Raw genomic sequence first — 16,456 nt, 5'->3', positions numbered from 1 at the left:
CATCACCCCATCAATTCAAAATGATAAGAAGCAGCACTTAACGCATAAAGCGGTGCCGTTTCCGTTCTTAAAATCCTTGGTCCTAAACTACATGGTACAAATTTATGTTCTCGAAGCACTGTAATCTCTTCCTCAGCTAAGCCACCTTCTGGGCCAAATACAATCAATAGCTTTTGACCTGGTTTCATTGTCGTTAAAGCTTTCGCAAAATTAGATTTCTCGCCTTGTTTCGCTTCCTCTTCGTACGCAACAAGACAAACATCATATTCACCACTCATTGAAAGCAATTGCTTAAACGATGCTGGAGCATATACTTCTGGAACTTCACTTCTATGCGATTGTTCCGCAGCTTCTTTCACAATTTTTCTTAAACGCTCAACTTTTTTATCAGCTTTTTTCGCATCCCATTTTACGATAGAGCGAGATGCTTGAAATGGTAAAAATGCGGCTGCCCCAAGCTCAGTTCCTTTTTGGAAAATTAACTCTAGCTTGTCTCCTTTTGGCAGTCCACTTGCAATCGTCACGAACACAGGAAGTTCACTCGATGCCTCTACCCATTCTACAATAGCTGTCTCAACAAATTCACTGGTAATTTCATCAATTGAACATACCGCTGTTTTTCCGTTTACACAGCAATAAATATGATCACCAGCTGACATACGCATCACTCTCACGATATGATGTACGTCATCACCTACAATACGAATACTTGTCTCATTTACATATTTCTCTTCTACAAAATAACGTTGCATATAATCACCTTAGTAGAGTTTCGTTCCTTTCGTAAGTCAGCACTTACGAAAAGAACGAAACGTTATCATTTTTCATATAACAAACGGCAAGTCCCTCACCTTATAGTGAGAGACTCCCCTTTTCATTATAAACTAAAATCTATATTACGCATTTCGTGCAATAATTGCTACCCAATCATCCATTCGTAACACTTCTTCAATTGTAAATCCAGCTTTTTCTAACGCCTCAGAAATTACTTTTTCTTTCGCAGCAATAATACCAGATGTAATGAATAGTCCACCTGATTTTACAACTCTTGCTGCATCTTCAGGGAACAGAAGAATAATTTCAGCTAATAAATTCGCTACGATTAAATCAACAGGTCCTTCAATACCTTCTAAAAGACTATTTTGTCCAACAGACACGATATCATCTGTTTTATTTAAACGTACATTCATTTCTGCACTTTCCACTGCAACTGGATCTAAATCATATGCTTGAACAGAAGACGCACCTAATTTTGCCGCTGCAATACTAAGTACACCAGAACCTGTTCCTACATCAATGACAGTATCACCTGATTGAACTGTTTTTTCTAAAGCACGAATACACATCGTTGTTGTTGGATGAGTTCCTGTACCAAACGCCATACCCGGGTCTAATTCAATGATTTTTTCATCCGGAGAAGATGGTGTATATTCTTCCCACGTCGGCACAATTGTGAATGTATCAGAAATTTGAACTGGATGATAATACTTCTTCCAAGCAGTAGCCCAATCTTCCTCATCGACTTCATTAATTGTAATATTACCGGTACCAATTTCGATGTCGAAAGATGGTAGTGCATCAATAGATGATTTTACACCCGCAACCGTTTCGTGTAAAGAATCCGTTTGTGGGAAATATGCTTTCACTAAAACACCTTCACTTGGGTATTCATCAGGGTTAAGTGCATAAATCTCACCGTATTGTTGCTCACGCTCTTTCGTTAACTCCGCCGGGTCCTCAATTGCAACCCCGCTAGCGCCTGCTTCATGCAAAATATGAGAGACAGCTTCTACTGCTTCTTCTGTTGTATGAATACTAATTTCTGACCATTTCACAATTTACCAACTCCATTTTTTATTTCCATTATTCCCCTTTGAAAGCACGTTTAAGCTTTCCGAATAAGCTATCATCTTGATTTTCTTGACCAGCGAACTCACGCAATAATTCTTTTTGATGCGAAGTTAATTTCGTCGGCACAACAACGCGAACTACTACGTATTGATCTCCTTGACCATATCCACGTACGTTCGGAGCACCTTTTCCTTTTAAACGGAATTCTGTTCCTGTTTGTGTTCCTGCCGGAATTTTCAACTTCACTTTTCCGTGAACTGTAGGCACTTCTACTTCAGCACCAAGCGCTACTTGTGCGAATGTCAATGGCATTTCACAAATAATATGATCACCATCACGTTCGAAGAATTCATGATTTCTCACATGAACAACTACATATAAATCACCTGCTGGTCCACCATTCACACCTGCTTCACCTTTACCAGAGACGCGAATTTGTTGGCCATTATCGATACCCGCTGGAATTTTAACGTTAATTTTTTTACGTTTACGTACTTTACCTGAACCGTGACATGTCGTACATTTTTCTTTAATCATTTGACCAGTTCCTGAACAATGACCACAAGCTTGACGGTTTACAATACGACCAAACGGTGTATTTTGTTCTACACTTACCTGACCTGATCCTGAACAATGTTTACATGTTTCTTTTGAAGTTCCTGGTTTCGCTCCGCTACCTTTACAAGTATCACATGGATCTTCTACTGGAATTTCAACGTTTAACTCTTTACCAAAAATAGCTTCTTCAAAATCTAAAGTGACTTGATATTGTAAGTCAGCACCTTGGCGCGGAGCATTTGGATCACGACGTCTGCCGCCACCGCCGCCAAAGAACGAACTAAAAATATCTTCAAAACCGAAGCCACCGCCGAAGTCTCCCCCGCCGCCAAAGCCTTGATTTGCACCAGCATGACCAAACTGATCGTACTGCGCACGCTTTTGATCATCACTTAATACTTCATATGCTTCTTGTACTTCTTTAAACTTTTCAATTGCATTTTCTTCTTTACTTACGTCTGGATGGTATTTTTTAGCCAAACGACGATACGCTTTTTTAATTTCATCTTTTGAAGCGCCCTTGCTAAGTCCAAGGACCTCATAATAGTCTCGTTTATTCATAAATTTGTAACCCCCGAATCTTTCACATAAACGTAATTTTAACACCGAAAGAAAGTGCTTTGCAACAATGTTTCCTCACTTACAATATGCAAAGCCTAAAACTTAAGATCTTCTCAAGAATGCCTTAACACAAATAACCACTTTTTTTCTTATTCGTGAAAAAAGCCAAAGCCAAGGCACGCTTGACTTTGACTTTTTGTCATCTTACTTATTTATATTACTTGTCTTCTTTTACTTCTTCAAACTCAGCGTCAACTACATTGTCTTTTTTCGCGCCAGCGTCTTGTGCTCCTTGTGCACCTTCTGCTTGCCCTGCAGCCGCTTGAGCTTGCTCATATAATTTAACAGTTAATTGTTGTACGATTTCTTGAAGAGCATCTTTTTTCGCACGGATTTCATCAAGTTCGTTTTTCTCGATTGCCGCTTGTAATGCTTCTTTCGCTTCTGTTGCTTTTGCTACTTCAGCTGCATCTACTTTACCCTCTAAATCTTTTACAACTTTATCTGTTTGGAATACAAGTTGGTCAGCTTCGTTACGAAGTTCAACTTCTTCCTTACGTTTTTGGTCAGCATCAGCATTTGCTTCTGCTTCTTGTACCATACGATTTACTTCATCATCAGAAAGACCTGAAGAAGATTGGATTGTAATAGCTTGTTCTTTGCTTGTTCCTAAGTCTTTCGCACGTACGTTAACAATACCGTTCGCATCAATATCGAATGTTACTTCGATTTGTGGGATACCACGTGGTGCTGGCGGAAGGTCTGTTAATTGGAAACGACCTAGTGTTTTGTTATCAGCTGACATTGGACGCTCACCTTGCAGCACATGAATGTCTACCGCTGGTTGGTTATCAGCAGCTGTTGAGAATACTTGTGACTTACTTGTTGGAATTGTAGTGTTACGCTCGATTAATTTCGTGAACACACCACCCATAGTTTCAATACCTAAAGAAAGTGGAGTTACATCTAATAATAGTACGCCTTCTACATCACCAGTAAGTACGCCACCTTGAACTGCAGCACCTAATGCTACAACTTCATCAGGGTTTACACCTTTATATGGCTCTTTACCAGTTTCACGTTTAATTGCTTCTTGTACAGCTGGGATACGAGTAGATCCACCAACAAGGATAACTTTATCTAATTCGCTTGGAGCAAAACCAGCGTCTTTTAATGCACGGCGAGTTGGCTCTAATGTTCTTTCAACAAGACCAGCTGAAAGCTCTTCGAATTTCGCTCTTGTTAACGTTAATTCTAAGTGTAATGGACCAGCAGCTCCAGCACTAATGAATGGTAATGAAATTTGTGTTTGTGTTACACCTGAAAGATCTTTTTTCGCTTTTTCAGCTGCATCTTTCAAACGTTGAAGTGCCATTTTATCTTGGCTTAAGTCAATGTTGTTTTCTTTTTTGAATTCAGCTACTAAGTGATCGATAACAACTTGGTCAAAGTCATCTCCACCAAGACGGTTGTCACCAGCAGTTGAAATAACTTCGAATGTGCCGTCTGCTAACTCAAGGATAGATACGTCAAATGTACCGCCACCTAAGTCATATACTAAGATTTTTTGTTCTTCATCTTGTTTTTCTAAACCGTAAGCAAGTGCTGCTGCTGTTGGCTCGTTAATGATACGCTCAACTTCTAAACCAGCGATACGACCAGCATCTTTCGTTGCTTGGCGCTCTGCATCGTTGAAGTATGCAGGTACTGTAATAACAGCTTTCGTTACTGTTTCACCTAGGTATGCTTCAGCAGAAGCTTTTAGGTTTTGTAAAATGATTGCAGAAATTTCTTGAGGTGTATAATCTTTACCTTCAACTTCTACTTTATAGTCTGTACCCATATGACGTTTAACAGACATAATTGTATTTGGGTTTGTAATTGCTTGACGTTTCGCAACTTCCCCAACTTGACGCTCTTCATTTTTGAAAGCTACAACAGAAGGTGTTGTACGGTTTCCTTCTGGATTTGGGATAACCTTTGGTTCTCCACCTTCCATAACAGCTACACAAGAGTTTGTTGTACCTAAGTCAATACCGATAATTTTACTCATGGCGATTCCTCCTACTTTTATGTAAATTATTGATTTACTTTTACCATTGATGGGCGAATGACACGGTCTTTTAGTTTATAACCTTTTTGGAATTCCTCCACAACCGCGTTTGATTCAAATTCACTGTCTTCCACTTGCATAATAGCTTGGTGCTCATTAGGATCAAACTGTTTACCAACAGATTCAATCACTTCAACACCTTCTTTAGTCAACGCTTCTAGCAATTGACGATGCACCATTTCCATACCTTGTAACAAGGATTTCGTTTGCTCATCAGTTGCTTCCACTTGCATCGCTCTTTCAAAATTATCAAGAGCTGGCAAAATATCTGAAACTAAACTTTGTGCTCTATATTTTTCAGCAGCCTGTTTATCCATTTGGACACGGCGCTTATGATTTTCAAAATCAGCTTGTAGACGTAATGTGCGACCTTCCGTTTCCGTTAGTTTCGCTTGTAACTCATCTACTTTTTCTTGTAAAAGAGCAGCCTCACTTTTTTCTTCTACAGTTTTTTCACTGTTTTCTGGCGTGACAGCTTCTTCAACTTGCGCTTCTTTCACTTCTTCTACCACTTGTTCGTTACGCTCTTCCACAATTTTCACCTCCTTAAAAGGTATTAGGTATCATGTATAGCATGATTACCTAAGCATTATATATTACACACAGCAATGAAAGTTTCATCACTTGAGCGAATGTATTACTCTCATTTATTTTTTAAGTCCGTCAGTAAATTGTCTTGTAAATAACTGCAACAAACTAATTACACGAGAATATTGCATTCTCGTCGGACCTAAAATCGCAATTGTTCCTAGTTGCTCTTCTCCAATCGAATACGTTGCAGAAATTAAACTACAATCTTCCATAGCTATTGAAGAATTTTCCCTGCCAATTTTCACTTGAATACCAACTTGTTTATGACGCAAAATATCATAAAATTCAGCTTCGTTATCAATCATCGTCAGCAAGGACCTTACTTTTTGAATGTCATGGAACTCTGGTTGCGAAAGCATATTTGCTTTTCCTCCAAAGTATATCTTTTCCGATAAAGGAACTTGAAATGTACCATCTAACATTTTTATTGCACTATCGTAATTATGAACATACCCACGCAAGACTGTAACAATCTCTTTAAAGATCTTATTATGAAGTTCCGACATAGGTACACCCGATAGCTTTTCATTTAAAATATTAACCATTTTTTCTAAATCTGATAAATCAACAGATTCCGGAACGGTAATCGTTTTACTTTGTACATGCCCTGTATCCGTTACAATAATAGCGACTGCAGTTTGACGATCAAGCGGTACGATTTGTACGTTTTTAAGTTTATTTGTACTTAACTTAGGCCCAAGAACAATAGCCGTATAGTTCGTAAGCTCTGATAAAATTTGAGCAGATTGCTGTGCAACTTTTTCTGCTTCAAAAATTCTTTCAGCAAATAAATCTTTAATTTGTACAATCTCATCGTTCGGTAAGTTTTGTGGTGCTAAAAGATGGTCTACATAAAATCGGTATCCTTTCTCAGAAGGAACACGTCCAGAAGAACTATGCGTTTTTTCAATAAAACCTAATTCTTCTAAATCAGCCATTTCATTTCGAATAGTAGCTGAACTAAATGTAATTTCCTCTTTTTTAGCCAACGTTCTAGACCCGACGGGCTGCGCTGATCCAATAAAGTCATCAATAATTGTTTGTAAAATTAAGAGCTGACGTTCCGTAAGCATCTCATCATCACCTCTGTTAGCACTCTTTGTCTTCGAGTGCTAAATCTATTAATAACTTACCAAAATTGACATTCAATTGTCAACGGAAACGTCACGAAATAATGAAACTTTTTCACGTTTATGGAACATTTAATTAGTCAATCAAAAATGACTGGAACACTTCATTCCCCAATAATTTTCCTTTTCGTGTTAAACGCACATATCCATCTCTCTCTTCAAGCAATCCTTGTTCTTGATTACTTTGTAACTGCTTCGCGAAAACTTGATCCATCTCCATATTGAATTTCTTTTGGAACTCTATCTTGGAAACACCTTTTGTTTTTCGAAGCCCTAAGAACAACTCTTCTTCCATTTTTTCTTTCTCCGTCACTTCATGAACATCTAAATAAGGAAAGCCTGTTTCATCAATTTTCGTGAAATATTGCTTGAGCGGCCCTACATTTTGGATACGTTCTCCATTTACATAACTATGCGCGCCAGCTCCAAATCCATAATACTCTTCATTATTCCAGTATGTGAGATTATGTCTACTTTCATTATCACCTTTCGAGAAATTACTAATTTCATACTGTTTATAACCGTGTTTTTCCATTTCATCCATTACCATTTCGTACATTTTCGCTTCATGGTCTTCACCCGGAAGTCTCAACTTCCCTTTATTCATTAAGTTATAAAAAACAGTTTTCGGTTCTACAATTAATGAATATGCCGAGAAATGTTGTACACCAAGCGTAAAGGCAATGTCTAATGTTTCTTTTACGTCTTCTATCGTCTGTCCTGGCAAAGCATAAATTATATCTACATTAATATTTGTAAAGCCCACTTCCTGCGCTTCTCTAATTGCTAAAAATGCATCTTCCCTCGTATGCTTACGCCCAATCTTCTCAAGTAGCTCATCACGAAACGTTTGCACACCAAAACTAATTCGGTTTACTCCACCTTCTAACAATAAGTTTAACTTCTCTTTCGGTAAGTCGCCTGGATTCGCTTCAAACGTTAATTCACAATTCGGCGCAAATGGACGCAAACGACGGTTAATGATATCGAGTAGTTTTTTTTGTCTGTTCCATATTTAATGCTGTCGGCGTTCCTCCACCAACAAAAATCGTTTTCATACTATCAAACGGTACTTTTTGAACCGTGTTTATTATTTCTTTCTCTAAATACTCTAAATATTGATCTACCGGTTGGCGTTCAATAAACACTTTATTAAAATCACAATAGTGACAAATATGCTGACAAAATGGAATATGAATATATGCAGCTTGTACCAAATATAACTCCTACCTTTCTAAAAAGAAAACCTCCGCGCTCCGGAGGATTCTCTACTTCTCTAATGTATTACGAATTTGTTCCATTCGCATTTTTCCCCAATCATACATCATTTCAACGATTGGTAAAAGTGACATACCTAGTTCTGTCATATAGTACTCAACACGCGGAGGAATTTCCGGATATACTGTTCGATCAACAATCCCGTCCTCCATTAACTCTTTTAATTGGTTCGACAATACTTTATGAGAAATACTCGGGAATAGTCGTTGCAATTCACTAAAACGATGCGGACCTTCCACACCTAAGTGCCACAATATCACAACTTTCCACTTCCCACTAATAATAGAAAGCGTCAATTCCTTTTCACAATTAAAATTCCCTTTTTCTATTTTATCTTGAATATCTTTTCGAATATTTTCGGACATTAATAGTCTCCTAACTCTAGATCAATCACTAAAAAGCTCTCTCATCATTGTAAATGAGAGAGGCTAAGATGTCTAAAAAGTAATTATACAGAAAAAAAGAAGCCGCATAAACGACTCCTTTTTTATTTTAATTATTAGTTGTCATCCATTTTCAGTACAGCCATGAATGCTTCTTGCGGTACTTCTACAGAACCAACAGACTTCATACGTTTTTTACCTTCTTTTTGCTTATCAAGAAGTTTACGTTTACGAGAAATGTCACCACCGTAACATTTTGCAAGTACGTTTTTACGCATCGCCTTAATTGTAGAACGCGCTACAACTTTGTTTCCGATAGTCGCCTGAATTGGCACTTCAAACTGTTGTCTTGGAATTAATTCTTTTAATTTCTCTACAATTACTTTACCACGGTCATACGCTGAATCACGGTGCACGATGAATGATAAAGCATCCACTTGTTCATTATTTAAAAGAATATCCATTTTCACAAGTTTAGATGGTTTATAACCAATTAACTCGTAGTCAAATGATGCATATCCTTTCGTATTTGATTTCAATTGATCGAAGAAATCATATACGATTTCTGATAACGGGATGTCATATGTCAATGTAACACGTGTTTCATCTAAATATTGCATATCAATAAACGTTCCACGTTTACCTTGGCAAATTTCCATTACAGCTCCAACATAGTCATTCGGAACCATAATTGCAGCCTTCACAAACGGCTCTTCTACACGATCGATAGACTGTGGATCTGGCATATTAGATGGATTATCAACAATAACATCTTCACCGTTTGTTAAATAAACTTTATAAATAACGCTTGGCGCTGTTGTAATTAAGTCAATCTTAAATTCACGTTCAATACGTTCTTGAATAATTTCCATGTGAAGAAGTCCTAAGAAACCACAACGGAAACCAAAACCTAGAGCTTGAGATGTTTCAGGCTCAAACTCAAGAGCAGAATCATTCAATTCTAGTTTTTCTAATGCATCACGTAAGTCGTTATAACGAGCAGAATCAATCGGATATAAACCACAGAATACCATTGGGTTTAACTTACGATATCCTGCTAACGCCTCTGTAGCTGGACGTTTCGCATGTGTAATCGTATCACCAACGCGTGTATCACCAACATTTTTAATAGATGCTGCTAAGAAACCTACATCACCTACTGTTAACTCGTCACGTTGCGTTGTTTTCGGTGTAAACACACCTACTTCTGTTACTTCAAATTCTTTTCCAGTTGCCATCATACGTACTTTATCGCCAACTTTTACCGTTCCATTTACAACACGGATATATGCAATTACACCACGATACGGATCATATAAAGAGTCGAAAATCATACATTGTAACGGCTCTTCTGAATCACCTGTTGGAGCTGGTACTTTTTCAACGATTTGTTCTAAAATGTCCTCAATACCAATGCCAGCTTTCGCCGAAGCAAGTACAGCTTCCGATGCATCTAAACCAATTACATCTTCTACCTCTTGACGTACGCGTTCTGGGTCCGCACTTGGTAAATCGATTTTATTAATAACTGGTAAAATTTCTAAATTGTTATCAAGCGCTAAATATACGTTTGCTAACGTTTGCGCTTCAATGCCTTGCGCTGCATCCACAACAAGAATCGCACCTTCACAAGCCGCTAAACTACGAGATACTTCGTACGTAAAATCGACATGTCCTGGTGTATCGATCAAGTGAAGAATATACTCTTCACCGTCTTTCGCTTTATACGTTAATTGTACTGCATTTAATTTAATTGTAATACCGCGCTCACGCTCTAACTCCATAGAGTCAAGTAATTGCGCCTTCATTTCGCGCTGTGTTAACGCGTTTGTTTTCTCCAAAATACGGTCTGCCAACGTTGATTTCCCGTGGTCAATGTGAGCAATGATGGAGAAGTTACGAATTTTCGACTGTCTTTTTGCTCTTTCTTCTTTATTCATCTATGTTCTCAACTCCTAATAGTCTCGCCAATATACACTAGCACTGATTATATCAATAGAGCAGCAAAGATTCAATGAAAACTCGTGCTGCTTACAAGACAAATCATTCTATCTATATCTTATGCGAACAAACCATAAGAGACAAACTTTTTTCAAATTTAAAAACGGTTGTCTTTCAAATCTATCAGACAACCGTCCTTCCCACTCTCCTTAACTAAAAATCCCTTTTAGCTTCCCAACAACTATATCCGTTCCAAACTTAGTTATATCGTAAGTAACACTCGCTATCGCCATACCAATACCTTCTACGACGTTGAAACTCCTTAAGTTTTCTAGCTGTTTTTGTTTTTCAACAGCTGAAAATGCCTCGCCCAAAATTTCCGATTCAGCTCCTGCACCTTCTGTTCCTGTCATATGAGCAATTTGTTCATATGACAGCTGACGGTATCCCTTCATACTTTTCAAACCATGATTAGCGAGTCCTACTCCAGCTATCATCATAAGTAAACATACGACTGTACCGCACATACACAAGAGCGCAAATCGACTCCAACTATTGTCATCTCTATCCATCAATGTGTATATGCCCCTGTATTATCCTGATCAATTTGATGATGCAGCGCTGCATTTAAACCACTTGCTATTACATTTGCCATATCCTCGATAAACGTATCTACTTCTTTTGGGGTCACCATTAAATTATGACCAAGAGGAGATAACACTTCATAAATTAATTTTCTCTTTTCTTCTTCTTCTAACGTACCAATAGCACCTAAAAACATATTCCGGCTCTTTTCGTCAGGCATATCTTCTTCTGTTAATTTTTTCTTTTCTCCAAATGTAAAACCTGCTGGCAATAAAGAGCGTGATGGTTTGTTTCCTTCTTTCATTTCCCGTCCAAAATGTTTCAAAATGAAATCAATTGTATCGCTTGTAATCGATACAGCATCGACCACCGTCGGAACACCTATTGCGATAACAGGGATACCTAACGTTCCTTTACTTAGTTCCTTACGTTTATTTCCAACACCAGACCCAGGATGAATTCCTGTATCAGAAATTTGTATCGTGCTATTTACTCGTTCAATAGAGCGCGCAGCTAATGCATCAATTGCGATGACAAAGTCTGGTTTCGTTTTCTCAATAATCCCATAAATAACATCACTCGTTTCGATTCCTGTAATCCCCATTACTCCTGGACGGATTGCACTAACAGGTCTAAATCCCTCTTCTACACTTTCAGGCTGTAATTGAAATAAATGTCTCGTTACCAGTACGTTTTCTACGACTATTGGTCCGAGCGCATCTGGCGTTACATTCCAATTCCCAAGACCAACAATTAAACAACTCGCTTCTTTTGAAACTCCAACATCCTCTAGAAAATAAGAAAATTCCTTCGCAAAAATACGCTCTACTTTTTGTTGAAGTTCTGTATCTTGTTGACGTATACCTTGCACTTCAAGAGTTAAATAATTTCCAGGTTTTTTCCCCATCGATTCAGATGCAATTTCATCAATAGTTACTTTTGTAATTGTAACTCCCTCTTCTTCCCTCTCTTTTACAATAACTCCTTGTACCTCATTTTGTTCTTCTTGGCGCTCTTGCAGCATTTGGTGCGCCTCTACAGCAAGGTCAGTTCTAACATTATATTTACTTAAATCTAATGGTTCTTTCATCGTATCTCCTCCGTAATTCATAGTAAATATCGTTAGATTTCCCAAAGTTATATAAGGTCATTCTTTCCTTTACGTGAAATTTCATTGATATACTATTGCAATTCTCTTCACCGTTTGATAGAATATCACTTGTTCTATGTAAGAATCGAGTCATTCGATTGCACCAGGGAGGTGAAAAGTATGGCAAACATCAAATCTGCTATCAAACGCGCTAAACTTAGCGAAGAGCGTCGTGCACATAACGCTTCTATCAAGTCTGACATGCGTTCTGCTGTTAAAACTGTAGAAGCTTTAGTTACTAATAACGATCTTGAAAATGCTAAAGAAGCTTTCAAAACTGCTTCTAAAAAACTTGACAAAGCAGCTCGTAAAGGTCTTATCCACCAAAACGCTGCAGCTCGTCAAAAATCTCGCTTAGCGAAACAAGTAAACGCGTAAGGCGTTTAAAAAACGATCCATTCGGATCGTTTTTTTATATACAAAAAAGCTCATGTAACAAGTACATGAACTTTTTTGTATCATTACAGATGATTTAACCGCATTAAGAAAAACTCGAGCACAAGTTTCTTATCCATTTTTCCAGTCTTCATACTGTAATCAGCTTCCGCTAATTCTAAAATAACTCTTTTTAATTCTTCAAAAGAGAAAAATTTCGTTTGATTCATCGCCAACTTTACACGATACGGATGCACACCAATATGGGAAGCAATTTGATTTTGTCCATAACCGCGCTGTTGTAACTCTTTTACTTGATTCAGCAAACGGAATTGACTTACTAACAATGCGAGTAACTTAATTGGTTCTTCCTGTTGTGTGAATAATCCATCCAAAATTTGCATCGCACCTGCGATATCTTTTTTCACCACTTTTTCTGTCAAAGCAAACACATTTTGCTCAACGGATTTTGGTACAAGTTCCGCCACAAGTTTCGATGTAATTTCCCCGCCCATACCGACGTATAACGTTAGCTTGTCCATTTCCTTCGCTAACATTGTGACATTACTTCCCACAAGCTCTAATAACAAACTAACAGCCGTGTTATCAATATATACATGTGCCTCTTCCGCACGAGAAACAACCCACTTCTGGACATCTTGCACTTGCATCGCATTCGCTTCTACTACATCCGCTGTTTTCTTTAATAGTTTCGTAATTTTTTTTCGTTCATCTAATTTTTCATAAGGCGCAACGAAAACAAGAATAGAAAAAGGAGAAGGTTCTCCGATATATTCTTCTAAAATTTTTATATTTTGTTCTAATTTTTCTTTTTGTGCCGTTAAAAATAATGGTGATTTTATTAATATAACTTTACGATCTCCAAAGAATGGAAGGGTACGTGCATCCTCAACCACGTCTTCTAAATACGCTTCTTCCAAATCATATGTCACAACATTAAACTCTCGATCTTCCTCTTCGAGTGCTTCCGTTGTAATCAGTTTTATCGTTTCATTTATAAAATACGCTTCCGTTCCATACAGTAAATACAACGGAGCAAACTGTTTCTTTTTAATTTTCTTATGTATATCACTCATACTTTTTCCTACTCCCTAACTTGGCAATATATATTTATACTAATGCCCTAGCTTTTGTTTTACAAGTACAAAGGAACAGGCTTTATAACCCGTCCCTTTATTTATATAAAACGCCACACAATAAGCCCCGGGTTTCTTATTGGTGTGCGGTAATCACCTTCCCTTTATTATTTACAATAGTAATCCAAGTATAAGTGCCAACTGTTAACATGCTTGGAAACGAAAAACTCTTGTTACTTAGCTAACAAAAAAGAGTATATATGCTCTTTTTCTCTCCATTTATAAATTGTAGATTTTTTTCTGACAATATTTTATACTAAAGTGGAATGTTGGGGAGGGATTCTAAATGAATAATTTTGAACAAAACGTTCAAAGCAAACGCAATGACGCTATTGATTCAGGGGTAGGATTTATCGTCTCATTTGGTTTTTTCGCAACACTTTTCATTATTGCAACTGTTATTAAATTTATCGGTTCTTAAAGGCTGCTGCTTAATGGCAGTCTTCTTTTTTATCTATTATGTGTTTCATCATATGTGATTTTACTGCGAAAGGTTCCTTTTTCCCCTTTAAAAACATAAGAAATAGCACCTTGCTTATCCGTACGCCATATTTCAATACCATTCTTCTTAAAACTCTCTATAACTTCCTTATGTGGGTGCCCATACCTATTACGCTCTCCAGCAGAAATAATCGCTATACTAGGCTGTACAAGGCTCAAAAAAGGGTCGGTAGATGACGTTTTACTCCCATGATGCGCAACCTTCAAAATGTTAGCCCTCAACTCCGGATATGTTGATACTACAAGCCGTTCACCTTCTTCTTCTAAGTCACCCGTGAATAACCATGTTAACCCTCCTAATTTCGCCCATATTACAACCGAGGAATCATTTTCTCCTTTTTCTTTTCCTTTTGGAGCTAATACAAAAAATTCCGCTTCATTTACTCTCCATCCCTCACCCTCTCCTACTACACTTACCTTCACTCTCTTTGCTAACGCTGTTTTCTTTAACGCTTTTTCTAATACAGCATCTTGGTCCTTTCTCCCAAATACAACTTCTTTTATAGTAATAAATGATAATAAATCCTGCGCAGCGCCTATATGATCCGCATCTCCATGCGTTACAATTAATTTATCAATTGTTTTAATACCTTCCTTTTGTAAAAAAGGAATAAGAATATCATGTCCAACAGAAAATTCATGCTTTTTTTCTTGCCACGCTTCCTTCTTGATATGAAGCGCTCCACCTGTATCAATAAGATAGACCCCTTTATCGTACGGGAGACGAATTAATATCGCATCTCCCTGTCCAACATCAAGAAATGTAATACTCCCACTTTCGCGAAAATATGGTGATACATAATGACACGTACAAATAAAAAGAAATACGCCTACAACCATGAAAAAAATCCTTTGGGATATTCTCTTTTCCCAAAACACCAATATGCTAATAATGCTAAAACAATATATAATCACAAGAATTAAGGGTGTTTGACCGAAAGTAAGGCGGATAAACGGGAAATTTTCACAGTAGCTTAAAAAATTATTAGAAACGGTTAAACATATCGATAATACATATGCAATTCCTTTCGCAAGAAATGGAATGATCGGCATACATAGAAGGATAACAATGCTACAGGGTAATACAAAAATAGATAGAAACGGAACATACAAAAGATTGAGGAAAATACTATAAGGAGAAAAATAACCAAAATGATATAGCAAAATTGGGGTGCTAACGAGCTGTGAAACAACAGAAATATAAATCCCATTTCGGATTGCTCTGTTACTACGCGCTAGTAATATCGGAGCAGATAACAGTAAGGCAAAGCTACCTACAAATGAAAACTGGAATCCAATATTGAAGATAAGATACGGATCGTATATAAGCATACATATAGCCGTTATACTTAATGCATCTAAGCTAGATAAGCGAACAGAACATATGAAAGCTACTAGCAACAATACTCCTGTTATAGAAGCCCTTACGACAGACGGTGATGCACCTGCTATGATCATATACAAAGGAATACAAACTATAAGACATACTGTTGCTCTCTCCTTCGTTACACCACTTCTTAGTAAAACAAAATACATTATAACTATCAGCAATACGATATGCGAACCTGAAATTGCCAACAAATGTATAAGACCGAATTGTTGATATTGTTCTTCTACTTCAAACGACATTTGTTGTCGATCTCCAAATAATAATGCGTTCATAAAAGCACCTGACTGTTCCGGAAATATTTCTGTAACTTTCGAGATTGCTTGTTGCCTAAAAAAGAAAATCCACTGCACGAGAGACAACGATGTTTTATGACATTCAGAAATATCTATCACATTGAATATAAAATGTATTTTTTGCTGGTATAAATAATCACGATAATCAAAAGCATGAAAATTCCTGGCAGTTTGCGGTTCTTGCTTCTCCCCTTTAAATGTACATGCTATTCCTGCAAATAATTGACGCAATTGCTCCTTTTCTGATGCAGATTGAATTTTATAGTTCAACTGCACTATATCCTCATTTTGATCTTTTATTTGAAAAGAAAGGCGATCCCCATTAATAAAAGGCGTATTTTGTATAACACCTCGTGTAACTTCGTAGGACCCTCCTAGAGGCTTATTTTGACTTTGAACATACGCGGTATACATAGCGCCGCTAAAACACGCTAACATACAAATAATGAAGGTTATATGAGAGGTACGATACAAATAAAATAAAACATAACCAACGAAACAACAAGCAGTCAACAAATACGACGAGGAAAAGGCAATTGCAATCCCCATTATAAACGAGATTGCAACATAGCCCGATTGTCCCTGCAACTCATATCCAC

14 protein-coding genes and 1 pseudogene are annotated in these 16,456 nt (G+C 37.4%); 2 read left to right on the top strand and 13 right to left on the bottom strand.

Annotated elements, in window-relative coordinates:
* Nucleotides 1-2: 2 nt before the first annotated feature.
* From CDB3_RS02465 to gpr, 11 genes and pseudogenes are all read right to left on the bottom strand, one after another.
* Nucleotides 3-752, bottom strand: coding sequence for a 16S rRNA (uracil(1498)-N(3))-methyltransferase (locus tag CDB3_RS02465; RefSeq protein ID WP_128853375.1), 750 nt, complete (start codon nucleotides 750-752; stop codon nucleotides 3-5).
* Between the two features lie 144 nt (nucleotides 753-896).
* Nucleotides 897-1,835, bottom strand: coding sequence for a 50S ribosomal protein L11 methyltransferase (prmA, locus tag CDB3_RS02460; protein ID WP_097830652.1), 939 nt, complete (start codon nucleotides 1,833-1,835; stop codon nucleotides 897-899).
* Between the two features lie 28 nt (nucleotides 1,836-1,863).
* On the bottom strand, nucleotides 1,864-2,970 hold the full coding sequence (gene dnaJ / locus CDB3_RS02455; protein ID WP_128853374.1) for a molecular chaperone DnaJ: 1,107 nt from the start codon (nucleotides 2,968-2,970) through the stop codon (nucleotides 1,864-1,866).
* Between the two features lie 217 nt (nucleotides 2,971-3,187).
* The gene (dnaK, locus tag CDB3_RS02450) at nucleotides 3,188-5,023 is read right to left on the bottom strand and encodes a chaperone protein DnaK (RefSeq protein WP_128853373.1); all 1,836 of its coding nucleotides are present in this window, start codon (nucleotides 5,021-5,023) and stop codon (nucleotides 3,188-3,190) included.
* A gap of 26 nt (nucleotides 5,024-5,049) precedes the next feature.
* The gene (grpE, locus tag CDB3_RS02445; RefSeq protein WP_002122597.1) at nucleotides 5,050-5,616 is read right to left on the bottom strand and encodes a nucleotide exchange factor GrpE; all 567 of its coding nucleotides are present in this window, start codon (nucleotides 5,614-5,616) and stop codon (nucleotides 5,050-5,052) included.
* Between the two features lie 114 nt (nucleotides 5,617-5,730).
* Complete coding sequence (hrcA, locus tag CDB3_RS02440) at nucleotides 5,731-6,747, bottom strand: heat-inducible transcriptional repressor HrcA (protein ID WP_097830650.1); 1,017 nt, start codon at nucleotides 6,745-6,747, stop codon at nucleotides 5,731-5,733.
* 133 nt (nucleotides 6,748-6,880) lie between these two features.
* Nucleotides 6,881-8,021 (bottom strand): annotated as a pseudogene (gene hemW / locus CDB3_RS02435) (radical SAM family heme chaperone HemW).
* A gap of 51 nt (nucleotides 8,022-8,072) precedes the next feature.
* A complete protein-coding gene (locus tag CDB3_RS02430; protein WP_001293537.1) occupies nucleotides 8,073-8,447 on the bottom strand; it encodes a winged helix-turn-helix transcriptional regulator in 375 nt (124 codons plus the stop codon).
* 134 nt (nucleotides 8,448-8,581) lie between these two features.
* Nucleotides 8,582-10,405, bottom strand: coding sequence for an elongation factor 4 (lepA, locus tag CDB3_RS02425; protein WP_128853372.1), 1,824 nt, complete (start codon nucleotides 10,403-10,405; stop codon nucleotides 8,582-8,584).
* Between the two features lie 210 nt (nucleotides 10,406-10,615).
* On the bottom strand, nucleotides 10,616-10,978 hold the full coding sequence (locus tag CDB3_RS02420) for a YqxA family protein (RefSeq protein ID WP_128853466.1): 363 nt from the start codon (nucleotides 10,976-10,978) through the stop codon (nucleotides 10,616-10,618).
* Nucleotides 10,978-12,081 carry a GPR endopeptidase gene (gpr, locus tag CDB3_RS02415; protein WP_128853371.1) on the bottom strand — a complete coding sequence of 368 codons (1,104 nt, stop codon included), beginning with the start codon at nucleotides 12,079-12,081 and terminating at the stop codon, nucleotides 10,978-10,980. Before gpr ends, CDB3_RS02420 begins: the two co-directional genes overlap by 1 nt.
* Before the next feature lie 180 nt (nucleotides 12,082-12,261).
* Here gpr and rpsT point away from each other — a divergent pair, with 180 nt between their 5' ends.
* On the top strand, nucleotides 12,262-12,519 hold the full coding sequence (rpsT, locus tag CDB3_RS02410; RefSeq protein ID WP_001274011.1) for a 30S ribosomal protein S20: 258 nt from the start codon (nucleotides 12,262-12,264) through the stop codon (nucleotides 12,517-12,519).
* Nucleotides 12,520-12,602: 83 nt separating this feature from the next.
* Here the strand turns inward: rpsT and holA are convergent, their stop codons facing one another.
* Nucleotides 12,603-13,613, bottom strand: a complete 1,011-nt coding sequence (holA, locus tag CDB3_RS02405; RefSeq protein ID WP_128853370.1) for a DNA polymerase III subunit delta — start codon at nucleotides 13,611-13,613, stop codon at nucleotides 12,603-12,605.
* Nucleotides 13,614-13,959: 346 nt separating this feature from the next.
* Between holA and CDB3_RS02400 the strand changes: the two genes are divergently transcribed.
* Complete coding sequence (locus CDB3_RS02400) at nucleotides 13,960-14,094, top strand: YqzM family protein (RefSeq protein WP_001058627.1); 135 nt, start codon at nucleotides 13,960-13,962, stop codon at nucleotides 14,092-14,094.
* Nucleotides 14,095-14,123: 29 nt separating this feature from the next.
* On the opposite strand, the gene CDB3_RS02395 is transcribed toward CDB3_RS02400, so the two are convergent.
* A complete protein-coding gene (locus tag CDB3_RS02395) occupies nucleotides 14,124-16,445 on the bottom strand; it encodes a DNA internalization-related competence protein ComEC/Rec2 (protein WP_128853369.1) in 2,322 nt (773 codons plus the stop codon).
* Between the last annotated feature and the right edge of the window lie 11 nt (nucleotides 16,446-16,456).

Source organism: Bacillus sp. CDB3 (genome assembly GCF_002081505.1).
Taxonomy (GTDB): domain Bacteria; phylum Bacillota; class Bacilli; order Bacillales; family Bacillaceae_G; genus Bacillus_A; species Bacillus_A cereus_AT.
This window is presented reverse-complemented; position numbering and strand designations above follow the sequence as displayed.